At 56.8% G+C, this 24,028-nt stretch carries 25 protein-coding genes; 14 read left to right on the top strand and 11 right to left on the bottom strand.

Annotated elements, in window-relative coordinates; genetic code table 11:
- The first annotated feature begins 26 nt into the window (after positions 1–26).
- Both thiS and lysM read left to right on the top strand, forming a co-directional pair.
- Positions 27–227, top strand: a complete 201-nt coding sequence (gene thiS / locus CPY64_RS01385; protein WP_042482836.1) for a sulfur carrier protein ThiS — start codon at positions 27–29, stop codon at positions 225–227.
- A gap of 130 nt (positions 228–357) precedes the next feature.
- A complete protein-coding gene (lysM, locus tag CPY64_RS01380; protein ID WP_042482834.1) occupies positions 358–801 on the top strand; it encodes a peptidoglycan-binding protein LysM in 444 nt (147 codons plus the stop codon).
- A gap of 153 nt (positions 802–954) precedes the next feature.
- Here the strand turns inward: lysM and ffh are convergent, their stop codons facing one another.
- A complete protein-coding gene (ffh, locus tag CPY64_RS01375; protein ID WP_042482833.1) occupies positions 955–2,379 on the bottom strand; it encodes a signal recognition particle protein in 1,425 nt (474 codons plus the stop codon).
- A gap of 103 nt (positions 2,380–2,482) precedes the next feature.
- On the opposite strand from ffh, the gene CPY64_RS01370 reads away from it, so the two are divergent.
- Genes CPY64_RS01370 through ampD form a run of 3 tightly spaced genes read left to right on the top strand, consistent with a single transcriptional unit; the run spans position 2,483 to position 4,218 of the window.
- Entirely contained in the window at positions 2,483–3,334 is an 852-nt protein-coding gene (locus CPY64_RS01370; protein WP_042482831.1) for a cytochrome C assembly family protein, read from the top strand.
- Positions 3,327–3,578, top strand: coding sequence for a PP0621 family protein (locus CPY64_RS01365; RefSeq protein ID WP_042482829.1), 252 nt, complete (start codon positions 3,327–3,329; stop codon positions 3,576–3,578). Before CPY64_RS01370 ends, CPY64_RS01365 begins: the two co-directional genes overlap by 8 nt.
- Before the next feature lie 4 nt (positions 3,579–3,582).
- On the top strand, positions 3,583–4,218 hold the full coding sequence (ampD, locus tag CPY64_RS01360; RefSeq protein WP_052362911.1) for a 1,6-anhydro-N-acetylmuramyl-L-alanine amidase AmpD: 636 nt from the start codon (positions 3,583–3,585) through the stop codon (positions 4,216–4,218).
- Here the strand turns inward: ampD and CPY64_RS01355 are convergent.
- From CPY64_RS01355 to CPY64_RS01335, 7 genes are all read right to left on the bottom strand, one after another.
- Positions 4,206–5,318 carry an alpha-hydroxy acid oxidase gene (locus tag CPY64_RS01355; protein WP_042482826.1) on the bottom strand — a complete coding sequence of 371 codons (1,113 nt, stop codon included), beginning with the start codon at positions 5,316–5,318 and terminating at the stop codon, positions 4,206–4,208. The two genes, ampD and CPY64_RS01355, sit on opposite strands and share 13 nt — an antisense overlap.
- Before the next feature lie 21 nt (positions 5,319–5,339).
- A complete protein-coding gene (locus CPY64_RS01350; RefSeq protein ID WP_042482824.1) occupies positions 5,340–6,020 on the bottom strand; it encodes a Fe2+-dependent dioxygenase in 681 nt (226 codons plus the stop codon).
- Between the two features lie 97 nt (positions 6,021–6,117).
- Entirely contained in the window at positions 6,118–7,851 is a 1,734-nt protein-coding gene (locus tag CPY64_RS01345; protein ID WP_307188525.1) for a TonB-dependent receptor, read from the bottom strand.
- Positions 7,848–8,117 (bottom strand): TonB-dependent receptor plug domain-containing protein, encoded by a 270-nt coding sequence (locus tag CPY64_RS19265; RefSeq protein ID WP_307188520.1) that lies wholly within the window; start codon positions 8,115–8,117, stop codon positions 7,848–7,850. The genes CPY64_RS01345 and CPY64_RS19265 overlap by 4 nt, the downstream gene beginning before the upstream one ends.
- A gap of 69 nt (positions 8,118–8,186) precedes the next feature.
- Positions 8,187–8,312 (bottom strand): hypothetical protein, encoded by a 126-nt coding sequence (locus CPY64_RS19235; RefSeq protein ID WP_255209288.1) that lies wholly within the window; start codon positions 8,310–8,312, stop codon positions 8,187–8,189.
- A 422-nt stretch (positions 8,313–8,734) separates the two neighbouring features.
- Entirely contained in the window at positions 8,735–10,639 is a 1,905-nt protein-coding gene (gene htpG / locus CPY64_RS01340) for a molecular chaperone HtpG (RefSeq protein WP_042482819.1), read from the bottom strand.
- Positions 10,640–10,732: 93 nt separating this feature from the next.
- Positions 10,733–11,617 (bottom strand): EamA family transporter, encoded by an 885-nt coding sequence (locus tag CPY64_RS01335; protein WP_042482815.1) that lies wholly within the window; start codon positions 11,615–11,617, stop codon positions 10,733–10,735.
- Positions 11,618–11,783: 166 nt separating this feature from the next.
- On the opposite strand from CPY64_RS01335, the gene CPY64_RS01330 reads away from it, so the two are divergent.
- Positions 11,784–12,095: a monooxygenase gene (locus CPY64_RS01330; RefSeq protein WP_042482814.1), complete on the top strand. Its 312-nt coding sequence runs from the start codon at positions 11,784–11,786 to the stop codon at positions 12,093–12,095.
- Positions 12,096–12,159: 64 nt separating this feature from the next.
- Here the strand turns inward: CPY64_RS01330 and CPY64_RS01325 are convergent, their stop codons facing one another.
- Positions 12,160–12,702: a carboxymuconolactone decarboxylase family protein gene (locus CPY64_RS01325; RefSeq protein ID WP_042482811.1), complete on the bottom strand. Its 543-nt coding sequence runs from the start codon at positions 12,700–12,702 to the stop codon at positions 12,160–12,162.
- A gap of 131 nt (positions 12,703–12,833) precedes the next feature.
- Here CPY64_RS01325 and CPY64_RS01320 point away from each other — a divergent pair, with 131 nt between their 5' ends.
- Positions 12,834–13,688: an AraC family transcriptional regulator gene (locus CPY64_RS01320; protein ID WP_042482808.1), complete on the top strand. Its 855-nt coding sequence runs from the start codon at positions 12,834–12,836 to the stop codon at positions 13,686–13,688.
- Here CPY64_RS01320 and CPY64_RS01315 read toward each other — a convergent pair.
- Complete coding sequence (locus CPY64_RS01315) at positions 13,680–14,573, bottom strand: LysR substrate-binding domain-containing protein (RefSeq protein ID WP_042482805.1); 894 nt, start codon at positions 14,571–14,573, stop codon at positions 13,680–13,682. The genes CPY64_RS01320 and CPY64_RS01315 overlap by 9 nt on opposite strands.
- A 154-nt stretch (positions 14,574–14,727) precedes the next feature.
- On the opposite strand from CPY64_RS01315, the gene CPY64_RS01310 reads away from it, so the two are divergent.
- The 3 genes from CPY64_RS01310 (at position 14,728) to CPY64_RS01300 (ending at position 18,476) form a co-directional block, all read left to right on the top strand.
- The gene (locus CPY64_RS01310) at positions 14,728–15,720 is read left to right on the top strand and encodes a Bug family tripartite tricarboxylate transporter substrate binding protein (RefSeq protein WP_042482802.1); all 993 of its coding nucleotides are present in this window, start codon (positions 14,728–14,730) and stop codon (positions 15,718–15,720) included.
- A 15-nt stretch (positions 15,721–15,735) separates the two neighbouring features.
- Positions 15,736–16,911 (top strand): amidase, encoded by a 1,176-nt coding sequence (locus tag CPY64_RS01305; protein WP_042482800.1) that lies wholly within the window; start codon positions 15,736–15,738, stop codon positions 16,909–16,911.
- Positions 16,912–17,162: 251 nt separating this feature from the next.
- Positions 17,163–18,476: a ferredoxin reductase family protein gene (locus CPY64_RS01300; RefSeq protein WP_042482797.1), complete on the top strand. Its 1,314-nt coding sequence runs from the start codon at positions 17,163–17,165 to the stop codon at positions 18,474–18,476.
- Positions 18,477–18,652: 176 nt separating this feature from the next.
- Here the strand turns inward: CPY64_RS01300 and CPY64_RS01295 are convergent, their stop codons facing one another.
- Positions 18,653–19,261: a TetR/AcrR family transcriptional regulator gene (locus tag CPY64_RS01295; RefSeq protein ID WP_042482794.1), complete on the bottom strand. Its 609-nt coding sequence runs from the start codon at positions 19,259–19,261 to the stop codon at positions 18,653–18,655.
- A gap of 144 nt (positions 19,262–19,405) precedes the next feature.
- On the opposite strand from CPY64_RS01295, the gene CPY64_RS01290 reads away from it, so the two are divergent.
- From CPY64_RS01290 to CPY64_RS01275, 4 genes are all read left to right on the top strand, one after another.
- A complete protein-coding gene (locus CPY64_RS01290; RefSeq protein ID WP_042482789.1) occupies positions 19,406–20,914 on the top strand; it encodes a DHA2 family efflux MFS transporter permease subunit in 1,509 nt (502 codons plus the stop codon).
- Between the two features lie 34 nt (positions 20,915–20,948).
- Entirely contained in the window at positions 20,949–21,329 is a 381-nt protein-coding gene (locus tag CPY64_RS01285) for an RNA-binding S4 domain-containing protein (RefSeq protein ID WP_042482785.1), read from the top strand.
- Positions 21,330–21,766: 437 nt separating this feature from the next.
- A complete protein-coding gene (locus CPY64_RS01280; RefSeq protein WP_042482783.1) occupies positions 21,767–22,921 on the top strand; it encodes a mandelate racemase/muconate lactonizing enzyme family protein in 1,155 nt (384 codons plus the stop codon).
- 30 nt (positions 22,922–22,951) lie between these two features.
- Positions 22,952–23,926: a Bug family tripartite tricarboxylate transporter substrate binding protein gene (locus CPY64_RS01275; protein ID WP_042482778.1), complete on the top strand. Its 975-nt coding sequence runs from the start codon at positions 22,952–22,954 to the stop codon at positions 23,924–23,926.
- Positions 23,927–24,028 lie beyond the last annotated feature (102 nt).

The following is a 24,028-nucleotide window of genomic DNA, read 5'->3' as shown; positions in this document are numbered from 1 at the left end:
GGCCCGGACCATATCCAGAGACAAGAATGAACATTACCCTGAATGGCCAGAGCAAGACTCTGAAAAACTCCGACACGGTTGGCACGCTGATTATCGAGCTGGGCTACGAGAACAAACGCATTGCCGTGGAACTGAACGGCGATATCGTGCCCAAAAGCCAGCACGCCAGCACTGCTATCAAGGAAGGCGACACGATAGAAATCGTGGTTGCCGTCGGAGGCGGCTGATACTCGCCCTGTAAAATGCACAATTGCTGACATTCAGCTACGGCTTCAGAGCTGAAAATGAGGTCATAATGGGCCGTCTCGCCTGCCATCAAGCAGGCGGCCATGGAACCCTAACTTCAGGAGCAAAGCGATGGGCGTATTCAGTTTTCTTAAAGATGTCGGCGAAAAACTCTTTGGTGCCAACGAAGCCAAAGCAGCAACTGCAGACGAACTCCAGAAAGAACTGGCCAAACACCAACTTTCCGCCGACGGTCTGAATCTGACGGTTGATGGCGACAAAGTTACGGTTAGCGGCCAGGCTGCCTCCACAGAACAGGCCGAAAAAATTGTGCTGGCTTTGGGCAATACCCTGGGTGTCTCGCAGGTCGACAACCAGCTCAGCGTTGCTCAGCCTTCCGCTGAAGCCACCATGTACACCGTACAGAAAGGCGACACCCTGTGGAAAATTGCTGAAACCCACTACGGCAAGGCGAACGGTGCGAAATACACCGTTATTTTTGAGGCCAACAAGCCTATGCTCAGCCATCCTGACAAGATTTACCCCGGTCAGGTACTGCGTATTCCGGCGCTGTAAAACCCGATTCAGCGTGCCGTTATCCATGGCTGCCAAGCCATGGATTCATGGACAAGCCAAAACAAAATGCCCGATGCAATGCATCGGGCATTTTGTTTTGTGACAGGCACTGACGGGAACAAATCAACTATTCCCGCAGCTTGCGACGACGTCTTAACGAAAGCCCTTGAAGCCTTTACCAGCCAGACCTTTCAAGGCCCCCATCCCACCCAGGCCGCGCATCATCTTGGCCATGCCGCCTTTTTTCATCTGCTTCATCATGCCTTGCATTTGCTCGAACTGATTCAGCAAGCGGTTGACCTCTTGTACCGATACACCGGAGCCGGCTGCGATACGACGCTTGCGCGAGGCCTTGAGCAATTCGGGCTTGGCACGCTCGGTAGGCGTCATGGAGTTCAAGATACCTTCGGTACGACGCAGTTGCTGCTCAGCTTGGCCGCCTTGCAACTGGGATGCAGCCTGGGAGAACTGCGCAGGCAGTTTTTCCAGCAAGGAACCCATATCACCCAGCTTTTTAACTTGCTGCAGCTGGTCGCGAAAGTCGTTCAAGTCGAACTTGTCGCCCGCCTTGATCTTGTCGGTAATCTTTTGCGCATCGGCAATATCGATATTGCGCTGGGCCTGCTCGACCAAGGAAACAATGTCGCCCATGCCCAGCACGCGCTGAGCCATACGCTCGGGATGGAACGGCTCCAGGCCATCCAGTTTTTCCGACACACCTACAAATTTGAGCGGTTTGCCAGTGACATGGCGCACCGACAAGGCGGCACCACCACGTGCATCACCGTCCAGCTTGGTCAGCACCACACCGGTCAGCGGCAAGGCGTCTGCAAAGGCTTTGGCAACGTTAACCGCGTCCTGACCCTGCATGGCATCCACCACGAACAGGGTTTCGATAGGGTTCAGCAGGTCGTACAGAGCGCGAATCTCGCGCATCATTTCTTCGTCAATACCCAGGCGACCGGCCGTGTCGACGATCAGCACATCAAAGTGGTGACGTTTGGCGTGGTCCAGGGCATTGCGGGCAATGTCTGCGGGCTTCTGGCTGGGATCGGAGGGCAGGAACTCGACGCCCACTTGGGCGGCAACGGTTTTCAGCTGTTCGATAGCGGCGGGACGATAGACGTCAGCACTGACCACCAGCACTTTCTTCTTGCCTGTTTTACGGCCATGCTGAACGTGACCACCTTCGCTCAGCCATTTGGCCAGCTTACCAGTGGTAGTCGTTTTACCTGCACCTTGCAGACCGGCCATCAGGATGATCGCGGGTGGCTGTGCCGCCAAGGACAGTTCGCTGGCGTTGTCGCCCAGGTCTGCCCCCATCAGATTGGTCAGCTCCTGGTGGACAACCCCCACCAGCGCCTGGCCAGGATTCAAGCTGTCGGCAACTTCAACACCAAGCGCTTTTTCTTTGACCCGTGCCACAAAATCGCGCACGACGGGCAAGGCCACGTCCGCTTCCAGCAAAGCCAGACGGACTTCCCTCAACATCTCCTGAGTATTGGATTCGGTCAGACGAGCCTGTCCGCGCATGGTTTTCACCACACGCGACATACGCTGGGTCAGATTTTCAAACATAGGACTGGGTTCGCTTAAACTAGGTTATCGTGTGGTCTACGAATAAGAATAAAATGGCCACTTGAGGTACGCCCCGTACCGTTTTTCAGGAAATCCGGGACTTATGTCTGCAAGTATTGTATTTCACTTGCTCGCCGCACTGGCGTACATCGTGCTGTCGATCTCGCTATGGCGTCCTTTGACTCGCGGCAGCACCCGAACCGTACTGAACGCCCCCAGCCGGGTGGCTTTGCTCTGCGCCATCATTGTGCACGGAGCGGGCCTGTTGCTGACGATTGTGCTGCCCCAGGGGCTGCATCTGAGCTGGGCGTTGGCCCTGTCGGCGGCAATCTGGCTGGGCATGGTGGTGTTCTGGTTCCAAAGCCTGTATCTGCGTCTGGACAGCCTGCTGCTCATTCTACTGCCTGCAGCCACAATCGTCAGCCTGCTGGCCATGGCCTTTCCCAATGGCCATATCGTCAACCACGTCGGCAATGAATGGCTGCGCATCCACTTGATGATTGCACTGGTCGCCTATGGGCTAAGTACCGTGGCCGCCCTGCATGCGGTCTTGATGACGGCGCTGGACCGCCAGTTGCACCGCCCTATTTTGCATCAGGAACAACGCGGTTTGTTCAGCCGGGTTCTGGATACCATGCCGCCCCTGCTGGTGCAGGAAGAGCTGCTGTTCCGCCTGATCCGTGTCTCTTTCGTGATTCTGACCTTCACGATCCTGAGCGGTGCCGCCGTCTCCATGGCGATAGACGGTAAATTTTTGCCTGCTGACCACAAAACTGTCTTTACCTTGCTATCCTGGGTTACATTTGGTGGCTTATTATGGGGTCGAAAACAGTATGGATGGCGTGGTCGCGTTGCCTTGCGCTGGACCTTGGCCGGTTTTGCCTTCCTGCTGCTAGCCTATACAGGCAGCCACTTTGTACTGGACGTCATCTTGCAACGAGGGAAAATTGGGTAAAGTCTTATTTTGGGTTGTAGCCATCCTGGCGGCCATGATCATTGCCCGCATCGTGTCACAAAACAAGGCCCGCAAGCGCAACCCACCCAACCCGACCATGCGCCCGCCCCGCAAACAAGGCAGCGCGGAAGAGATGGTTCGTTGCGCGCACTGCGGCATTTTTCTGCCTCGCTCCGAAGCCCTGATGAGCAATCATCACACCTGGTGCAGCCTGGAACACGCCAAGCGCGGCCCGCGCAGTTAAGGCCATGGCCCGCATGCACCACGCCTACGACCTGGACCGCCAGGGCTGGCTGAAACCCCATGCCAATGTCCTGCGCGCCCTGTCTCCTAATCAGGATGAGCGCCCCGAGGGCGACACCCCGACCTTGCTGGTGCTGCACAATATCAGCCTGCCCCCGCAAGAGTTTGGCGGACCCTATATTCGGGATTTTTTCCAGAACAAGCTGGATATCGGTGCTCATCCCTGGTTCGAGAACATCCGGGACCTGAAAGTGTCAGCGCACTTTCTGATCCAGCGCACAGGCCACATCATTCAGTTTGTTCCCACTACCCGCCGTGCCTGGCATGCGGGTATGTCGCGCTTTGAAGACCGCGAACGCTGCAATGATTTTTCTATTGGTATCGAGCTGGAAGGCAGCGATTTCGAGCCTTTTACAGAAGCGCAGTACCGGGAACTGTCCCGCCTGAGCCGCGCCCTGCGTATGCGCCATAACTTGACCGCGGTACGTGGTCACGAGCATATCGCCCCTGGACGCAAGACAGACCCGGGGCCATTCTTTGATTGGGAAAGGGTGAAGCGGGAACATGGCTGGCCCAAAGAAACCTTGCCGGAACAAGAGCTGGAACCCAAGCCACGAGCCGCGTCGGATCAGGATCGATAAAGTAGCTCAGGGCCGATATCGGCCAAGGTATTGCAACCCGTCAGTGCCATCGCCACTTCCAGTTCGGCCCGCAAAATATGCAGGACATGCGCCACACCGGCCGCTCCTGCGGCAGCTAGACCATATATGTAGGGACGGCCAATCATCACAGCAGTTGCACCAAGCGCCAATGCCTTGAGCACATCGGTTCCGCGTCGAATGCCACCATCCATCAAGACCGGCACCCTGCCCTGCACGACCTGACAAACCTGTGCCAATACGTCCACAGAGGCGGGAGCACCATCCAAAGTTCGCCCTCCGTGATTGGACACAACAATTCCGGCAACCCCCGTATCCAGGGCTCGCTGAGCGTCTCGGGGCCGCATCACGCCCTTCACCCACACAGGTAGAGGACTATTCTGCACCAACCAGGCCAGATCACCCCAGGTCGGCGCCGTCTCTAACAACCCACTACCAAACAAAGGGCTGGTGCCTGCTGCACCTAACACCGCCTGTTGCTTGGGAGCTCCTCGCAGATTCACGGCGTCCACGCCCTCCGGCAAGGCAAAGCCCGCACGCTGCTCCTGATTACGTACACCATTGACCGCGGCATCTACCGTCAACATCAGCGCGGCATAACCTGCCGCTTCAAGCTGAGCCAGCAAATCCAGAGTAAATGCCCGATCCGTTTGCCAATACCACTGCGCCCACAAAGGAGCATGGGCCTGTGCAGCGATCTCTTCAAAGGAATGACTGGCCTGCATGCTGATTACGCTAGTCGCCCCCATCGCACCCGCACCCAGTACGCTGGCCAATTCACCTTCAGGGTGAGCCAAGCGCTGATAAGCCACGGGGGCCAGAAGAATCGGGTAATCCATGGACTGCCCTTGCAGCGTCAAGCGGGTTGAGGGCTGATCAAATTCACTTAGGGCGGCAGGCCATAGCCCCCAACGCCCGAAGCTGGCCAGATTGTCTTGCAGGGTAAGCTCATCCGCCGCCCCCGTGCTGAAGTAAGCCCAGTCCTGCGCACGCATACGCTGACGGGCATAAGGTTCGTAATCCCTCAGGCAGGCAATCTGGGCCGGGATGTTAGCGAGTGGGGGCAGTCGTTCTTGGGACATGGTCAAGCAAGCTCCAGGCGATCAGACATCGCTCCATTCACGCAGCAAATTATGATAAATCCCCGTCAGGCGTGACAGCTCCTGGGCATCCGCATTCTGCCTGGCCAGTTGCTGAATGCTCTGATCCAGCTCCCACAACAATTTGCGTTGATGCGCGTGGCGCACCATGCTTTGCGTCCAGAAAAAGGAGGCATAGCGCGTTCCTTTGATCACCGGCTGTACTCGATGCAGGCTGGTACCGGGATACACCACCATATGCCCTGCAGGCAGCTTGATGGACTGAGCGCCGTACACATCCTCGATGATCAGCTCGCCACCTTCATACTCGTCGGGATCACTGAAAAACAGGGTTGTGGAAACATCAGTACGCAGGCGCTGAGCCGTGCCAGGAACGGTAAAAATCGCGTTATCGATGTGGTTGCCGTATTCCCCGCCCCCCTCGTAACGATTAAAGCGTGGGGGCAGCATACGCAGGGGCAAGGCAGCGGCAATAAAGCCGCTGTGCTGCCCCAGTACGTGCATTAGAAACTCGCCCATCTGGCGGGATACGGCAGCATCCAGAGGCAGTTGCAGGTTCCGTTTGCTGTGCTGGGCCAGATAGCCCGCCGTCGTGCGCCCGTCCTCCCACTGCGCCTGCTCCAGGGCCTGGCGACAGTCTCGTAACTGTTCGGTATTCAGAACGTCAGGGATAGTAATCAGCATGGGCACCTGCCAAAACAAAAGGAATACAAGGCTAAGCAAGAAACAGACAGGCCGCCCCAAAAGGCGGCCCATCTGAATTTACACTACAAGGCGCAACTTACTCGAAGCGGTAAGAGGCATTGAACATGTAAGAGCGGCCTGGGCCGACGTTGGCAAAAATGCCGACGTGGGAAGCATCATACATGCGCACATTGCTGATGTTGTTCACGTTGAACTGGAAAGATACATTCTTGTTCAGGTCGTAGCGCGCCATCGCATCGTAACGCCAGTAGGAAGGCAGCTTCAATTGATTGGCGTCATCCACAAAACGTTTACCCACAAACGTGGCACCCGCGCCCAAAGTCAGCTCGGGCATGACTTTGTACGTCGTCCAGACGTTGAAGCTCTGCTTGGAGATGAACTTCATCTGGTTGCCGTCAAAGACATTATTGCCGCTGCGATATTTCTTGATCTTGGGGTCCAGATAGGTGTAACCAGCCCACAGGTTCCAGTTCGGCGTAATCGCACCTGCTGCGCCCAGCTCCAGGCCACGTACACGGTTGCTGCCGCTCAAGGACACATCGCCGGTCAAAGGATCGGTAGAGCGAGCATCTTTCTTGTCGGTCTGGAAAATGGCCGCTGTCAAAGACAACTTCTCGTCCGCCACATCCCATTTGGTCCCCAGTTCCCAGCTGTAGCTGCGCTCGGGCTTCAGGTCACGAATCGCTGCGCCACCTGCCGGGCCGTCAGCACCACCGGCCTGCCCCAGGTTCTCCCCTGTCGGGTTGGAAGAGGTGCCATAGCTCAAGTAGATAGAACCATTGCGCGCTGGTTTATAGACCACACCCAGCTGATAATTCCACATATCATCTTTGCGGGAATCCTTGGTGTTGTCGGCCTCAAAACGATCAAAGCGCAAACCACCATTCACCATCCACTGCTCGCTCAGCGTCAAAGTATCAAAGATATAAGCCGAGCGTGTTTTGATATCGCCTGTCTTGGTCTTGGGACCGTACTGCAACGAGTAGTTGTACTGACGATTGGGATTCGGATCATAGAACGAATCAGTATCGCGGCCTGGGCCACCCGTCATCGTCTTGTTGTGGATTTCCTCTTTGCTGATTTCCACACCCGCAACAATGTCATGCTTGATCCAGCCGGTATTAAAGCTGCCGTAGACATCCGTCTGATTCAGCAGGGATTCTGCAACGCGGTAGTTCGTCCGATCATCACGGCGGAACTGCAAGCCAGCACCTTCCGTCGCGCAAGCACCACCCGCACCTGCGGCGCAGTTGTCAAAGGACGGACGTGTCATCAAGTAGTGATTCAGCGTCTTGCTGTAGCGGGTGACGTTCCGAACCGTGAAACGGTCGTTCAGATCGTGCTCAATGCTGGCCGAGGCCGTATCGGCAATGTATTTGCGGAAGTCTACATTACGACGACCGTAAAAGTTGTCGCGATCCGCTTCCAGTGGGGTAACACGATCCGGATTGGCGGCATTTTTGAAGGGGAAGCCCAAATCCGGCATGTCTTTGTTCTCAAGACGCGAGTAAGACAAGGTCACACGCGTTGGCGTACCCAAACCAAAGGCGATGGAAGGAGCAATGCCCCAACGGTCAATCTTCACCCCGTCGCGGCCTGCCACTTCCCCACCCATGCGCATCAGGTTAAGACGGATCGCGCCTGTTTCCGAGAAAGCATAGTTACCGTCTGCTGTCAGACGATACTGGTCCGAGGTGCCGTAACCTGCTTCCACCTGGAAGAAATCTTTCAGCTTGGGGGACTTGGTCACCAGGTTCAGGCTGCCGCCCGTACCGCCACGGCCTGTGTACGCCGAGCTGGGGCCTTTCAGGACTTCAACGGACTCCAGGTTGAGGTCTCGTGCGAGCCACGGGAGTAGTCGCGCACGCCATCAATAAAAATATCGGTACTGGCTTCGTAACCACGGATAAAGGGACGATCGCCCATGGGCGTTCCGCCTTCACCTGAACCCAGCGTGATGCCCGGGGTGGTACGCAATACGTCTTGCAGCGAGGTCGCTCCACGATCTCTGATCACCTCCTCCGGGATCACAGTGATGGAACGCGGTGTATTCAACAAGGACTCGGAAAACTTCACCGATTGCGCTTTATGGGCTTGAAAACCATCAATGCCATTGGCATCTTCCGAAGCCTGAACTTTAATCGACTACAGCTCTGTCACACCTGGATTGGCAGTTTGAGCAATAACAGGGCTTGTCAGGGCCGCAAACAGAGCAGCAGACAAGACCGTCTCGGCAAAACGACGAGGCGGCAAAGGGGAAACGAACGACATCACCAGCTCCATGTGGTAGGTATCACTTTTCAAGGCAGGGCGATCAAAGCAGGGCCAATCGCGCGTGTTAGCGGTGTTTCACTGCCAGATAAGTGCTTTTAATAGGAGACCGTAATATCAATCATTCTTATTATGAAGTCTATCCAAATCTTACGCTTTCCTTAAATTCAGCTAAAAATCAGCTTGTTTTTGTCCACAGTGTGGCGTTCATGCATCGTATTACGATCAATTCTCATTAAGATGGACAAAAAATAAAAAATCGCTTAGCAATTTAACTTCTACTTACCTGCTATGTTCTCGCTTCTACCTGTAATGGTCTTTCAACAGGCACAAAAAAGCCCCTATCTTACAAATCAAGATAGAGGCCATTACACTGATAGCTTGCTGGCTCCACCCTAAGGCAAAGCCAGCAAGCCTCAGGCTTACAGATTCAACAGCAAACGGTTCACGCGTTTCACAAAGCTGGCAGGATCTTGCAATGCGGCACCTTCGGCCAGCATGGCTTGTTCCAGCAACAATTGAGCCCACTCACCAAAAGCCTCGTCGTCAGCAGCCTGAACCTTGGCAATCAAAGCGTGCTCCGGGTTGATTTCCAGAATCGGCTTGACCTCGGGGGCTTCCTGGCCGGCGGCTTGCAGCATGCGCAGCAGGTGCGGGCTCAGTTCGTTGGCATCGACCACCACGCAAGCAGGGGAATCAACCAGACGTGCGGTAATACGCACTTCCTTGACCTTCTCGCCCAGCGTAGCTTGCAAACGCTCGACCAGAGGCTTGAAGGTTTCAGCCACTTCAGCCTGATGTTTCTTTTCTTCCTCGTCTGCCAGCGAATCCAGGTCCAGGCCGCCCTTGGCCACGGAAACCAGCTGCTTGCCTTCAAATTCGCGCAGGTAGGACAGCATCCACTCGTCCACACGGTCGGACATCAGCAGCACTTCGATGCCTTTCTTGCGGAATACTTCCAGATGCGGGCTGTTGGACGCAGCAGCAAAGGTATCAGCCGTGACGTAGTAGATCTTGTCCTGACCTTCTTTCATGCGACCGATGTAATCGTTCAGGGACACGGTCTGGGCCGAGCCTTCCTGATTCGTGGACGCAAAGCGCAGCAAGGCAGCGATACGGGCCTGATTGCCCATGTCTTCGCCGGTGCCTTCTTTCAGTACCTGGCCAAATTGATTCCAGAACTCGGCGTATTGCTTGGGCTGGTTCTCGGCCAGATCTTCCAGCAAGGACAGAATGCGCTTGGCACTACCCTCACGGATCGCACGCACATCACGGCTTTCTTGCAGGATTTCACGCGAGACGTTCAGCGGCAGGTCGGCCGAATCGATCACACCGCGCACAAAGCGCAGGTAAGCAGGCAGCAGCTGCTCGGCGTCGTCCATGATGAATACGCGTTTCACGTACAGCTTCACGCCACGGCGAGCATCGCGATCCCACAGATCGAAAGGGGCTTGCTTGGGTACGAACAGGAGCTGGGTGTATTCGCTACGACCTTCGACCCGGTTGTGTGTCCAAGCCAGAGGATTCTCGTAATCGTGAGCGATATGCTTGTAGAACTCCTGGTACTGCTCGTCGGTGATTTCCGACTTGGAGCGTGTCCACAAGGCGCTGGCCTGGTTCACGCTTTCCCATTCGTCCTGCTTGACTTGTTGCTGCTTCTCTTCGTCCCACTCTTCCTTGCGCATTTGCACGGGCAAGGAGATGTGATCGGAGTAGCGACGCAGCACATTGCGCAAGCGCCAGCCGTCCAGGAAATCGTCCTCGCCTTCACGCAGGTGCAGGGTGATGGTGGTGCCACGCTCAGCTTTTTCAGCGGCAGCAATGGTGAATTCACCTTCACCGGCAGACTCCCACAGCACGGCTTCCTGATCCTCACCGGCACGACGTGTCAGCACAGACACTTTGTCGGCCACGATAAAGGAGGAGTAAAAGCCCACGCCAAACTGACCAATCAGCTGGGTATCTTTTTGCTTGTCGCCTGTCAGTTGAGAGAAGAACTCTTTGGTGCCCGAGCGCGCAATGGTGCCCAGGTTGGCAATGGCCTCATCACGCGACATGCCAATGCCGTTGTCGGAAATGGTGATCGTGCGCTGCTCTTTATCGAACTCCACACGGATACGCATTTCTGGATCGCCTTCCAGCAAGGCTGGATTGTCGATGGCCTCGAAGCGCAGTTTGTCACAGGCATCCGACGCATTGGATACCAGCTCACGCAGGAAAATCTCCTTGTTGCTGTACAAGGAGTGAATCATCAAATGCAGTAATTGTTTGACTTCAGCCTGAAAACCCAAGGTTTCGGACGTATTCGCAGTGTCAGTCTGGCTCATGGTGAAAAAGCAAAAAATGGGTTGATTGCCGCGCGCTGGTGCGCGCCCTATTGAAGACAGATAGGGACAGCTTGCGATATTTCAAGAGAGCAATCAGGCCGCCGGGCCGGAGGTCAGGGCAATGACCCCGCTGATCATCACCGCACAGCCCAGCAAACTCCAGACATTGGCTTTTTCACGCAGCACCACCATACCCAATAGGGTGCCGGCCATCATGGACATTTCACGGGCCGGGGCCACCATGGACAGGGGTGCCCCCATGCTCAGAGCCTGCAAGACCAGGATGTAAGACATGGGCGATAACAAACCCACTGCCGCCGCCAGCTTCCAATAAGGTTTGAACTTGACGAAACCTGCCCGCCCTCGCTTGGCGATAAAGGGAGCCAGCATCCCCAGACGCAGCACATTGCTGAACCAGTCCAGCAAAAACGGCGAGATCAGCAACACCTTGACCCCATACGCATCCACCACGGTGTAGGCCGCAATCAGTATCCCGGTTTGCATGCCCCAACGCACGCCCGTTAGCGCTGCAGGGCTGAAAAAACGGCGCAGACGCCCTTGCGTGGCGATCAGCAAAATTCCCATCACCACCAACAAGATACCCAGCACACCGAAAGGACGCACAGGTTCGCCCAACAGGATAAAAGCACCAATGGAAGACAACATGGGGCCGGTGCCACGGGCAATGGGATACACCACTGACAGGTCGGCCACCTGATAGCCTTTTTGCAAACTCAGGCTATAGCACATGTGCAACAAGGCACTGAGCACCAAACAGGTAATGGTCTCGCTGGTCCAAGGCATATTGCCTTGGGTAAAGACAACCCACAGCGTGATGGGGAAATAGAACAGAATGGCAAAAAAGGAGTACGCAAATACGAAATGCGCTCCTGCCATAGCGGCCCGTTTAGAGAGCAGATTCCAACCCGCATGAATGAACGCAGCACACACCACCAGCAACAAAGCGGTCCAGGACATGAGGGCTTCCAGCAGCAAATAGCAAAAGAAAAACTATACGCCCCCTTCAAGGGCGAGGCCAGCCAATCGCGCCGCTTTCAACGTCCCATGACAAATAAGAGACAGTGCTGGACAATTCAAACCTCAAGGTATGATATTTGGCACGTATTTTGATATGGAGCCGATCATGAGCACCTTGCTGTATGTTGATTTTCCCTACCCCGGCCCTTGGGGTTCAGAGATGAGTGAAGCCATGCAAGAACTGGCGCAATCCATTTCCAAGGAGCCCGGCCTGATCTGGAAAATCTGGACAGAAAACAAGGATCAGTCCAAAGCCGGTGGTGTGTATCTGTTCAAGGATAAAGCCAGCGCACAAGCTTATCTGGACATGCACAGCAAGCGGCTCAACAGCTTTGGCATCAGCGGCATTGATGCTCGCTTTTTTGAGGTGAACCAGCCGCTGACAGCCATTAACTCCGGTCCCTTGTCGGCCAAGTAAAACAAAGTCATCAGACGCAAAAAAGCCCGCCTGCCCATTAGCAAGCGGGCTCTACCTTCGGTGTTTAGGCAGTCAGCTCAACAGCCTTGAAATCCACCGGAACTTCCAGCGCATTGTTGATGTAGTTGGTGAACAGGTTCAAGGCAGTCACACCGACCAGCTCCACCACCTCACCTTCAGAAAAACCGGCATCGCGCACGGCTTGCACATCCGCGGCCGAGACTTGCCCACGCTGATCCACCAGCTTGAGCACAAACTTCAAGGCAGCCGCGGTACGTGGGTCATCGGACTGACCCCGCTGGGCCTGAGCCAGTGTCTCCGGGCTGAGACCGGCATTGGCACCCAGCACATTGTGAGCAGCCAGGCAGTATTCGCAGCGATTGCGGTCGGCAATGGCAACAGCCAATTGCTCGCCCAGTTTCGCACCCAGCTGGCCACCGGCAAAGGCGCCGAAGGAGCCCCACATGCTGCGCAAGGCAGCGGGGGAATTGGACACCATACGGAACATGGCAGGCACGCTGCCGCCAAAGGCTTTTTGAATTTCCTGCAAGGCAGGCTGGCTGGCGGTGGGAGCTTGGGCAACTTCAGGCAAGGTAAGACGGGACATGATGATCTCCTGGTGAGGTGGGCCAGAATGGCCAAATAGAAGCGAGCAGAGATAGTGTCTCGCCAAGAGCAGGATCATTGGATAAGATTAGTCCCGACAACTTACCTTTTCATCCAGACGAGGATGTTTTCATGAACCTGGATCGCCTCTCCCTTCTGCTGGAACAGTTCCGTGTTCGGGCGCATTTGTTCTACAACGGCTCTTTGTGTGGTGTGACCCGCTTCTCGGCCCAACCTGGGCGTGCTTTTTTGCACATCCTGCGGCGCGGCCAGCTCAGCGTGCGCCATGACCCACGCGACCCGGTGCCGGAAGTCCTGACCATTGACCGACCCAGCCTGCTGTTCTATCCCCGCCCGCTGGAACACGCCTTCTACGACATGCCCAATGAAGGCTCGGACTTCACCTGTGCCACCCTGGATTTTGACGGGGGTGAGCATCACCCCTTGGCCCGGTCCCTGCCCGATCTGATCATCGTGCCGCTGGAAGAAGCGGCTGGTCTGGAACAGGCGCTGGGCCTGCTCTTTGCAGAAACGGAGTCCGTGCGCTGTGGCCATCGTCTGCTGGCAGACCGTCTGTTCGAAATCGTGTTGCTGCAATTGCTGCGCTGGCTGTTTGACCACCCCGATCGGTGCGAGATTCCGGTGGGCCTGTTCCGGGGCTTGTCACACCCACCCGTGGCGCGCGCCTTGCTGGCGATTCAGTCCGATCCGGGTCGGGACTGGACGGTGCAATCGCTGGCTCAGGAAGCCAAGATGTCGCGCAGCGCTTTTGCCGTGCAGTTCAAGCACTGGGTAGGAGACACACCGGCAGACTATCTGGCCCAATGGCGCTTGTCGCTGGCCTGCCAGCGACTGGCCCAAGGCCAGTCTGCCAAGCGCATTGCCCTGGATCTGGGCTATGCCAACCCTTCCGCCCTGTCCCGTCTGTTTCGCCAGCGTACGGGCCAATCCATGCGGGAATGGCTGGCCGCTCGTCAATCAACTTGAGCGATGCTGCTCCAGTACCGTCAGAAAATTCACCAGGGCCGGATTGGTATTGTCCGACACATACGCACTCATCAACTCGGCCGCAATATCGTCTGCATCCAGCAGGGGCAGATACTCCAAGGTATCGGTGCGCAAGCGTGCCAGGGAAGCGGGCACAATGGCCGGAGCAATACCCGCCTCAACCATCACCAGCACCGTAGGCACCATGCTCTCCTGCGCAAAGCGCGGCAAGCAGCCCGAGCGCTGCAACATGCGCTGCTGCAGCAGATGGAAATAACGTGACTGCTGACGCGAGTAGGCCACCATCTCATAGGAAAAAGCCTGGTGCAGAGTCAGCCCCTGGCTATGTTCCTGGGCACGCGGATCATCACGCCTCACCACAAACATCATCGGCTCGGACTCCACCAGTTGCGGGTTCAGATCCGGCACGGCAAAGGAAGGCCGAATCAAGGCCACATCTACCCGGCGCTCATAAAGAGCCGCGGGCATATCGCTGGAGTTCATCTCGTAGATCTGTATGTCCACTTGCGGGAAGTCCTGGCGAAAGCGATACACATGCCTGGACACACCGGCATAGGCACTGCTGGGCGTCAGAGCTATGCGCAACATGCCGGTCTCGCCCCTATGCACTTGCTGTACCGCTTGCAAGGTCTGCTCCAGTTCGTTGCCGATCAAGCGCAAGCGGCGCTGCAATTCCGCTCCCGCCGCCGTCAATTGCACCGTGCGTGTGGTGCGGATAAACAAGGTCGCCCCTATCTGCTCTTCCAGCCTGCGTATGGCCTGACTCAAGGGCGGCTGGGTCATGAACAAACGCTGGGCTGCCCGGCCAAAGTGCAGCTCTTCGGCCACCACCAAGAACATCTCGCTTAATTTGGAGTCCAGCATATGCCCACCAATTAGGTTAGAAAACAGATCAATAACAATTATTTTTAATATTAGACAACATAATTAGCTCTTACTACCATCCGTCCTGACACTTATCAAAAACAGGGCCATACTGCACGTCACTGCGAATATTGGCCCAACGCAGGAGATAGACATGACGGTATTCAAGCATCGCGCCCCTTTACTGAGTGGCCTGCTCACACTGACTTTGTTGGGTTCCGGTTCGGCCATGGCCGAACCGGCTTACCCTTCGCAGCCCATTACGTTTGTGGTGCCTTACGCTGCGGGTGGCAGCTCGGATACCCGCTCGCGCATGCTGGCTCAAAAAATGAGCGACAGCCTGGGCGTGACCATTGTGGTGGAAAACAAGCCCGGTGCCAGCGGCAATATCGGTACCAGCATGATTGCGCGCGCCAAGCCCAACGGCTACACCATCGGCCTGGGCAACTTTGGCCCCATGTCGGTGAACAAGGCGCTGTACGGCAGCAACCTGCCCTTCGATCCTGAACAGGATTTACAGCCCATCGCCCTGATCGAACGCGGTGCCATGGCATTGGGTGTCAACAGCAACTCGCCCTACCAGTCCTTGGCTGACCTGATCACAGACGGCCAGAAGAACCCCGAAAAACTGGACTACGCCTCCACCGGCGCAGGCGGCGCGTCGCACTTGCTGACGGAACAGTTCAAGGCCACCTCCGGCTTTGACGCCGTACACGTGCCCTACCGTGGTGGCGCACCAGCATCAAACGATCTGCTGGCCGGCAATATCTCCTTCTATCTGGAACTGGCCAGCCTGTTCCTGCCGCACATGCAAATCGACAATCCACGCCTGCGCGTGCTGGGGGTGACCTCGGAAGAACGTCTGAAAGCCATGCCTGACACCCCCACCTTCAAGGAACAAGGGGTGGATCTGGTGGCCTCGAACTGGTTTGGCGTCATTGCTCCGGCCGGCCTGCCTGCTGATGTGCTGGAAAAACTGAATACGGCCGTCAACGATGCCCTGAAAGATCCGGACTATCGTCAGATCGTGGAGTCCCAAGGTGCAGAAGTCGTTGGTGGCACACCTGAAGAATTCACCGCTTTTGTGAAAGAAGAAACCAAACGCTGGACTGCGCTGATCAAGGCTCAAAACATCTCGATTCAGTAAACCCGCTTCTCCCTTATGACTGCAAACCCTTCCTCTCTCGCTTTGCAGGACCAGTCCATCCAGGCCTGGTCCTGGCTGGCTGACCCGGCCACCTGTATCAGCACTCACCCCGACGGCCCCTTGGCGGGTCTGACGTTCGGCGTGAAGGATGTGCTGGATGTTCAAGGCATGCCTACACGTTATGGCGCCCACTTTCCCGATGCCTTGCCCGCAGAACGCGATGCGGCTTGTGTGGCCTTGTTGCGCCGGGCAGGCGCCACAGCGGTGGGCAAGACAGTCACGGCAGAGTTTGCTTACGCCGCACCCGGCCCCACCCGCAACCCGCTGAATCTGGACCACACACCGGGTGGCTCTTCCAGTGGTTCGGCAGCGGCCGTAGCGGCAGGCATGGTTGATTTTGCATTGGGCACCCAAACGGGAGGCTCCATGATGCGCCCGGCGGCGTTTACCGGCATTCTGGGTTTCAAGCCCAGCTTTGGCGCGGTGCATCGCAGCGGTCTTTTCTTGTTATGCGACAGCCTGGACACCATTGGCTACTTCAGCCGGGGCTTGTCCGTGCTGCGCCGCGTGGCCACGGTCTTGCAGGGTTTGCCCGACATCTATGCCCCCACGGCACCACGCATCGGCGTGCTGGATGGCAAAGACCTGGGCCCGATTACCCCCGCTGCGCTGGCCGCTTTGGAACAAGGTTGCCTGCACCTGGAACAACAAGGCGCCCAGCTGGAGCGTCTGCCTGCGGACCCGCAACTGAAAGAACTGCTGATCCTGCAAGGCCAGATCATGGCGTATGAAATGGCCCGCAGCCTGCTGCCCGTCTGGCAAGCCAGCCCGGATGCCTTGCGGCCCATTACCATACAAGCCGTCAAGCAAGGTCTGGAGCTGCCCCCGGCTGACTATCACGCCTGGCAGGCCCGCCGCCGTCAGCTACAACAGGAATGGCAGGATCGCTATGGCCATTTTGATGCCTTGTTGACTCCCGCTGCCCCTGGTCCTGCGCCCTATGGCCTGGACAGCACTGGCTCTTCCGTCCTGAACCGTCCCTGGTCCTTGCTGGGCTGGCCCACCTTGAGCCTGCCTGCGCCTAGTCAGAACAGCCCTTTACCGCTGGGTCTGCAACTGATCGGACAAGCGCATCAGGATGCAGCCTTGCTGGATCTGGCATCACTGATCTGCCCTGTTCAAGAGGGCTGAAAAGCAATCAGACGAGTTACTCTGCAACACACTGAAACAGCGTAAACAGCAACCAGAATCATTAACAAATACTTTAAATAACAACTATTTAGGAGCCCTTTGAGTCTTCTCAAAAGGCTCTTGAATACTGGCTCTACAAGCTCCTGGGCAGCGTACTAACATCAATAGATGTTCCCGGTACGCTGCATCGCTACATTTTTCAGATAGCGACTACACAGCATCCGGCTCTTTCAAACAATCCGGAAAAGGCCATGCGTCGCCCTCTTTTGCTGTTGCTCTCCGCCTTCTTTTTAATCTGGGCTGTGGAAGCCTTGTGGCTTGCCCCCTCGCCGCCCGGCGATACCCTGTGGTTGATACGCCAGGAAGGCATGCTGCTGACTGGCATTCTGGCACTGGGCACCATGACAGCCATTATGGTTCTGGCCCTGCGCCCCCGCCGCCTGGAGCCCTGGCTCGGTGGCATGGACAAAGCCTACAAGTTGCACAAATGGCTGGGTATCATCGCCATTTTGCTCAGTCTGGCCCATTGGCTTGGCAAGGAATCCAAAGGTCTGATTTCTGCCGCCATCGGCACGGGCGGCAGACTGCCCAAAACCCCGGTTCCCGAATGGGTCAGCCTGTTCAAACCCTATGCCAAAACACTGGGCGAATGGACGTTCTACGCGCTGATTCTGATGCTGATCATCACACTGGCCCGCCGCACGATTTCCTATAAAAAATGGTACAGCCTGCACCGCCTGATGCCTGTGGCCTATCTGATCCTGATCTTTCACGGCGTGGTGCTGACACCGCCCGCATACTGGAGCGGCATAGGCGGCTGGGCGCTGGCCATCACCATGGTGATCGGCACAGCAGCAGCCATCATCCAGCTGCTACGCAACTTGAGTTCGGCCTATCCGCACACTGGCACCGTCATCTCCTGTACATCAGAAGGTGATGTGCTGGAGGTGCAATGCCGCATGGATCAATCCTGGCCTGGGCACCAGGCCGGGCAGTTCGCCTTTTTACGTTTGAAGGGTGAGTCCGAGTCCCATCCCTTCACCCTGTCCGATGCCGATCAGGACGACCAGATTGTGCGCTTTCATATCAAGCTGCTGGGTGACTGGACACGCAGTTTGCCCGAGCGTTTGCATATTGGTCAGGGCATCGAGCTGGATGGTCCTTATGGCCGCTTTACTCAACCAGGCAGCGACGACAAGGGTATCTATATCTGGGTCGGTGCCGGAGTTGGCGCCACGCCCTTTCTGTCCTGGCTGAGCCAGGAGCACAAGGAAGGCCATGCCCCCTACGCCCATTTGCAATATGCCTGTCAGCACGGCTATGACCCGCTGGCCCAGGCCTTGAGCAAGGCGGCAGAGGAACACCCGGATGTGGATCTTGAAATCTATGCCGATGGCCGTCGCTGGACACCCAAAGAGGTGCTGCAGTACTACCATGCCGATAAACCCCTGCACATCTGGTTCTGTGGACCGGCGGCAATGGGCAGACAACTGCGGCGCGAACTCAAGCAGACCTTGCCTGCGAAATCCTGGACCTTGCACAAGGAGCACTTCCAGTTCCGCTAAGTCTCTACTCATCTAAAGACTGGGCCTGCTCCTTCATGGGAGCAGGCCCAGTTTTATTGATGACTGTCTGAATAGAAGAAGCAAAATTCTTGAAGGCATGCCCTCCGGCCTCTCATGGCTTTTTTTCAAGGTCTCCCAGTGCCGTGTAAATACATGGACAGCACCGTTCTAACAGCTTATTTTTTCCGGCAAGGTGGCGTCGCCCCAAGCATGGACACAAAAAGAGTCACCAGATTGTCTTCCATAGCGGCCCACTGCTCCGCAGTTTCCAGGCCCATATTGTCGACCGCACCATGCATGCCCTGGTAGATCACCCAGGCGGTCAAATCCACATCGGCCACAGACCAGGCACCGGCTTTCTGTCCTTCGCTCAAGATCGAGTGCAAAGGCTCAGTCACCGTGTTGCGCTCGCCCTGGTAATTGCTGCGCATATGGTCTGAAAACACCAGATCGTGCATGTCCAGCGTGTCTCTATACGCCTGTACCGATGCCCGGATCCAACAGGCCAGACGCTGAACCCAGTCGTCCTCCGGCGCCTGCTCCAGCGCCCCTTGCACGCGGTCATGAAATTGCTGGATGAACTGCTCGCGCAGGGCGGCCAGGATCTCCTGCTTGGAGCTGAAGTAGTGATAGAACAAGCCTTTGGACATCCCTGCCCGCAACACAATTTCATCGACCGGTGTGGCGTCAAACCCCTGTTGTAGAAACAAGGTGGCAGCCGCCTCCAATAAATCTCGGCGACGAACTTCAGAGGGTTGAGTGCGGGGTGTTTTGGCAGCGGTCATGGGCGTCAAGGTAGCAGAAAAAACCCGAAAAAGCGCCTCGTCGGGTGTCACCGCGCTATTTTAGCCAGCCTGTTTATTTTTTATTGACTGACAGTCAGTCAACGTCTTATAGTCGTCGATAACAATTCTCATTTACAGAACGCTATGACACGCCGACTTGCTCTAACCATCGCTATTTACCTGGGGACTTTCATGGTCACCCTGGACATCAGCATCGTGAATCTTGCCTTGCCACGCATGCAGCAATCCCTGCAGACCGATATGGCCGGACTGCAATGGATTGTGGATTCCTATGCGCTTTGCCTGTCCGCCTTCATGTTGTCCGCCGGGCTGCTGGGGGATCGCTACGGACGCAAGAAAAGCTGGCTGCTGGGCGTGCTGGCCTTTACCGTCGGTTCCATGATGTGCGCCCTGGCCGGTTCACTGAGCGCCCTGCTCTGGGGCCGCGTCGTGCAAGGCATGGCGGGGGCTTTGCTTATTCCCGGCGCCTTGTCCATCCTGACCCATGCCTTCCCCGATCCCGCTCAGCGTGCTCGCGTCATTGGCGGCTGGTCTTCCTTCAGCGCTCTGGCCTTGGTACTGGGCCCGATTCTGGGCGGTGTGCTGGTCGATGTGGCCGACTGGCCTTCGATCTTCAGTCTGAACCTGCCATTGGGTTTGCTGACCCTGGGCTTGGGCATGTGGGGCATTCAGGAATCGGCCAACCCGGAACACGCGGCCTTCGACCCGATCGGCCAGTTGCTTAGCGTTATCTGGCTCGGCTCCCTGACCTATGGCCTGATCTGCGCGGGTGAACAAGGCTGGCACGCGACCGAAACGGTTCGCTCCCTGGGCGTGGCCACAGTCACCTTCGTCGCGTTTATCTATGCCCAAAGCCGCGTCGCCCGCCCCTTGCTGCCTTTGAGCCTGTTTCGGGACTACCGCTTCAGCACCGCCAATATCGCCTCCTTTGTGCTGGGCTTTGCTGCCTATAGCAATGTGTTTTTCCTGTCCCTGTTCTTTCAGAATGCCCTGGGCTGGAGTGCCACCCAAACCGGCTGGGGGCTGGCTCCTCAGTTCATCGGCATGGCCGTGCTGGCCTCCCGCTTCGGTGCCTTGAGCCAACGCTTTGGACTGAAAATGATCCTGACCGTGGGCTTTGGCCTGATGGCAACCGGTTCCTGGCTAATGATGTTGCTGCAACCCGGCGCGTCCTACTGGATGGCGGGTTTCGCCTTGGCCGTACTGGGCATAGGCATGGGCTTGTCTGTCCCGGCGTGCAGCACCTTGGTCATGAACCTGGTACCACGTGAGCGTTCCGGTATGGCATCAGCCACCACCAACGCCATCCGCCAAACCGGCATGACCTTGGGCGTTGCCCTGCTGGCTTCCTTGATGAGCCAGGGCGCCGTCAGCTCCTTGTCCGGCCGCCTTGATCCGGTCAATCCCATGCGGGAACAGGCTCAGCAAATCATTAGCTCCGGTCAGGTGAATCTGCCTGCCTCGGCCGATTCCTTGTTCTGGATGCAAGCCATCCAGCACGCCTGGGCGGACGGCTTTCACCGCGTCATGTTCTGGGCCGGATTGCTGGCCGTCTTCAGTCTGGTTCTGCTGCTGCGTCTGCGTTTGCCTCGTGTGCAGGCGGCTCCTGCCGCTGCGGTGGAACTGCATTAAGCCCGGCGATTGCAGACTGGATTTACAATAGCGCATGGACAAATTACGACTGGATAAATGGCTCTGGGCAGCGCGCTTTTACAAGACGCGCAGCTTGGCTTCTGAAGAGATCACCAAAGGGCGGGTTTTGCTGAATCAGCAAAACACCAAGCCTGCCCGTGAAGTCTCCATTGGTGATGTGATTACCCTGCGCAAAGAAACTCCGGCCATGGAGGTTCATGTCACCGCATTAAGCGGCGTGCGTGGCCCTGCCCCGGTTGCCCGCCAGCTGTATCAGGAAACGGAAGAAAGCAGCACACGGCGCGCCCAGGCCGCCGAACAACGTCGTCTGGCTCCCGAGCCTGCACTGGATTTTGATGCTGGCCGCCCAACGAAAAAGGATCGCCGTCAGATGCAGTTGCTGCGAGGTAAATAGTCCACCCGCTGCTCCTGCTTCGCGATACAGAAAAAGCCCAGCCAAGCTGCCCTGCTTGGCTGGGCTTTTTTTAAAGGATCGCTCTTTCGTCAAGTCCATCGAACGCGTTTCACAACGATCTGCACAAGGCGTAAAAACCCGCCCCTGGTTACCGCCTCCCAGCCCGCTCTACCTATTTAATCAGCAAGTCTCTGCGCTGCTTCCAAGCACCACAGAAAACGCGTGAACTCTCGTTTCCCAACGAATCTACTGATGCTGCAAACCCTCCACTAAAGAGCATCCAAAAAGCTCCAGAAACCCCTTTTGATATATCAGATTACGCTTTTATATATCAATAAAATCAAGGGTTTACACCATTGATCACGCTTACAACAAAACGCTATAAACCTAAAACAATTACATGCAAACGCATTCAAAAAGCGTGAGGAGACAGGAAAATGAAGATCACGGCAGTACGCGCCATTCCCTTGAACGTACCTTTCAAGTTCGATAGCGCGGGCATCCAAAAACCCACCAACCTTGCCATCTGTCATGTGGAAATCGAGACCGATGAAGGCATCACCGGCTATGGACTGAGCGCCATTACCGAAGAGCACCCCGTTGCCAGCACCATCAACGATATTCTGGCCAGCGACCTGATTGGGCAAGACCCCTTGAACACCGAGCGCCTGTGGGACCGCATGTACTGGAACGTGTGCCCTCGTGGCCAGACCGGCTATGCCATGCACGCCATCTCTGCCCTGGACATTGCCTTGTGGGACATCAAGGGCAAAGCCCTGGGTCTGCCGGTATGGAAACTGCTGGGCGGTGCCCGAGAAAAAGTGCCTGCCTACGCGACTTTTGGCTTTGCCTTTCTGGGTGAAGAAGAGTTGGTCAAAGTGGCACGCGACTGCGTGGATCAAGGCTTCAAGGGCCTGAAGATGGTGGTAGGCCATCACGGTCTGCAACGTCGCGACGAACCGCGCCCGCTGGCCGACCTGATCCGCCAGGACATGCGCCGCATGAGTCTGGTGCGCGAGGCCATTCCCGCCGGCATCCCTTTGTACATCGACGGCAACTGCAGCCTGGACTACGTGCATGCCAAAGCCATCGCCCGCCATGCCCGTGATCTGGACGTCGGATTTTTTGAAGAACCCATCACCCAGAACGACACAGGCCGCCTGCGCGAGCTGCGTCAAAGTACAGGCATCACCATTGCCGCTGGCCAGAACGAAGGCCAATCCTATCGTTTCCGGGATCTGCTGATGCAGCAAGCCGTGGATATTCTGCAGCCCAACGTGCTGATCTCCGGCGGTTTCACTCAGTCCCGCAAGATCTTCGCCCTGGCAGAAAGCTTTAACGCGTCCGTCGCCAATGGCGGGGCCTTCCCCTCTCACAACGGTCACCTGCACTGCGGTTTGTTAAATGGCGGCGATGTGGAATGGCATCTGGCGGCTAGCGCCATGATGGCCGAAATCTACACCGGCCTGCCTCAGCCCGAACAAGGCTGGCTGCGCATGCCCGAAGCCCCCGGCCTGGGGCTGACACCACGACAAGATCAAATCGACAAGCTGCGCAGCAACCCCGGCAGCCTGGGCTCCGGCAAAGGCTGAAACCGACGACTACCGAGGAGGTAAAAAAACATGAAACCCTGGTCCCGTGTTGTACTTGCCCTCAGTTTTATCTTTGCTGCCGCGCCCCAAAGCTGGGCAGCTCCCCCCGCCTGGGCCGAGCGCCCAGTGCGGCTGATCGTCCCCTCTGCCGCAGGAGGGTCGGGCGATACCCTGGCCCGTCCCCTGGCCGAGGCGCTGGGCACTGAAATTGGTCAAACCGTTGTTGTAGAAAATAAAGGAGGCGTAGGCGGCGTGCTGGGTGCCAGCATGGTGGCCAACTCCAGCCCCGCAGACAATCAGCTCTTGTTCGGTGCCGTGCATCACATGATTGCGCCTGCCGTGTTGAAGAACTTCCCCTACGACACCCGCAAAGACCTGAAAGCCGTCACCCTGATTGCTGCCATGCCTAATGTGCTGGTGGTGAACGCCAATTCGCCCTATCACAGCGTGGACGACCTGCTGGCCGCCGCCAAGCAAGGCGCTGGCGTGAACTATGGCACCAGCGGCGTCGCCACCATGCTGCATCTGATGGCAGGCAAGCTGGAAAAGAAAGCCAGCACCACCATGACTGCCGTGCACTACAAAGGCAGCGGCCCGGCTGTCATGGCGCTGATCAGTGGCGATCAGGTGGACTTCATGTTCGAGACCATGCCGTCGGCCGTGGCGCAGATACGCAATGGCCGCTTGCGCGCCCTGGCCGTTTCCAGCCCCGAACGCGCTCCTGCCTTGCCGGATGTGCCTACCTTGAAGGAATTGGGCATGGACGAGATCAGCGCCCAGACCTGGTACGGTATTTTCATGCAAGGAGATGTGCCGGATGCCACTGTGCAAAGCGTGGCAGACAGCATCCATCGTGCCTTGAATACCGACAAGATCAAGGAAATCTGGGAAGGAAACGGCGCGACACTGGTCACCAATAGCCCTGCCAAATTCACGATCTATGTGGATCAGCAGTTGAACTATTGGGCCGACTCGGTCAGTGATCTGGGGCTGAGCAACTTCTAACTCTAACAACTGCAACTCATCTTCAGGGCTGCCACTGGCAGCCCTTTTTCTTGAGCCTGTCCTGCCCCTGCTGCTTCGCGTTATGCTGTGGCACCCTTTACA

This window comes from Alcaligenes faecalis, from assembly GCF_002443155.1.
GTDB classification, from domain to species: Bacteria; Pseudomonadota; Gammaproteobacteria; order Burkholderiales; family Burkholderiaceae_B; genus Alcaligenes; species Alcaligenes faecalis.
This window is presented reverse-complemented; position numbering and strand designations above follow the sequence as displayed.

What these genes read in the sequence shown, in the direction of transcription:
- CPY64_RS01290 (WP_042482789.1), top strand. Translation starts at nt 19,406, where the DNA reads ATGACACGCCGACTTGCTCTAACCATCGCTATTTACCTGGGGACTTTC.
- CPY64_RS01330 (WP_042482814.1), top strand. Translation starts at nt 11,784, where the DNA reads ATGAGCACCTTGCTGTATGTTGATTTTCCCTACCCCGGCCCTTGGGGT.
- CPY64_RS01275 (WP_042482778.1), top strand. Translation starts at nt 22,952, where the DNA reads ATGAAACCCTGGTCCCGTGTTGTACTTGCCCTCAGTTTTATCTTTGCT.
- CPY64_RS01300 (WP_042482797.1), top strand. Translation starts at nt 17,163, where the DNA reads ATGCGTCGCCCTCTTTTGCTGTTGCTCTCCGCCTTCTTTTTAATCTGG.
- CPY64_RS01285 (WP_042482785.1), top strand. Translation starts at nt 20,949, where the DNA reads ATGGACAAATTACGACTGGATAAATGGCTCTGGGCAGCGCGCTTTTAC.
- CPY64_RS01350 (WP_042482824.1), bottom strand. Translation starts at nt 6,020, where the DNA reads ATGCTGATTACTATCCCTGACGTTCTGAATACCGAACAGTTACGAGAC.
- CPY64_RS01355 (WP_042482826.1), bottom strand. Translation starts at nt 5,318, where the DNA reads ATGTCCCAAGAACGACTGCCCCCACTCGCTAACATCCCGGCCCAGATT.
- thiS (WP_042482836.1), top strand. Translation starts at nt 27, where the DNA reads ATGAACATTACCCTGAATGGCCAGAGCAAGACTCTGAAAAACTCCGAC.
- CPY64_RS01280 (WP_042482783.1), top strand. Translation starts at nt 21,767, where the DNA reads ATGAAGATCACGGCAGTACGCGCCATTCCCTTGAACGTACCTTTCAAG.
- CPY64_RS19235 (WP_255209288.1), bottom strand. Translation starts at nt 8,312, where the DNA reads ATGTCGTTCGTTTCCCCTTTGCCGCCTCGTCGTTTTGCCGAGACGGTC.
- CPY64_RS01320 (WP_042482808.1), top strand. Translation starts at nt 12,834, where the DNA reads ATGAACCTGGATCGCCTCTCCCTTCTGCTGGAACAGTTCCGTGTTCGG.
- CPY64_RS01335 (WP_042482815.1), bottom strand. Translation starts at nt 11,617, where the DNA reads ATGTCCTGGACCGCTTTGTTGCTGGTGGTGTGTGCTGCGTTCATTCAT.
- ampD (WP_052362911.1), top strand. Translation starts at nt 3,583, where the DNA reads ATGGCCCGCATGCACCACGCCTACGACCTGGACCGCCAGGGCTGGCTG.
- CPY64_RS01325 (WP_042482811.1), bottom strand. Translation starts at nt 12,702, where the DNA reads ATGTCCCGTCTTACCTTGCCTGAAGTTGCCCAAGCTCCCACCGCCAGC.
- CPY64_RS01370 (WP_042482831.1), top strand. Translation starts at nt 2,483, where the DNA reads ATGTCTGCAAGTATTGTATTTCACTTGCTCGCCGCACTGGCGTACATC.
- CPY64_RS01315 (WP_042482805.1), bottom strand. Translation starts at nt 14,573, where the DNA reads ATGCTGGACTCCAAATTAAGCGAGATGTTCTTGGTGGTGGCCGAAGAG.
- lysM (WP_042482834.1), top strand. Translation starts at nt 358, where the DNA reads ATGGGCGTATTCAGTTTTCTTAAAGATGTCGGCGAAAAACTCTTTGGT.
- CPY64_RS01305 (WP_042482800.1), top strand. Translation starts at nt 15,736, where the DNA reads ATGACTGCAAACCCTTCCTCTCTCGCTTTGCAGGACCAGTCCATCCAG.
- ffh (WP_042482833.1), bottom strand. Translation starts at nt 2,379, where the DNA reads ATGTTTGAAAATCTGACCCAGCGTATGTCGCGTGTGGTGAAAACCATG.
- htpG (WP_042482819.1), bottom strand. Translation starts at nt 10,639, where the DNA reads ATGAGCCAGACTGACACTGCGAATACGTCCGAAACCTTGGGTTTTCAG.
- CPY64_RS01295 (WP_042482794.1), bottom strand. Translation starts at nt 19,261, where the DNA reads ATGACCGCTGCCAAAACACCCCGCACTCAACCCTCTGAAGTTCGTCGC.
- CPY64_RS01310 (WP_042482802.1), top strand. Translation starts at nt 14,728, where the DNA reads ATGACGGTATTCAAGCATCGCGCCCCTTTACTGAGTGGCCTGCTCACA.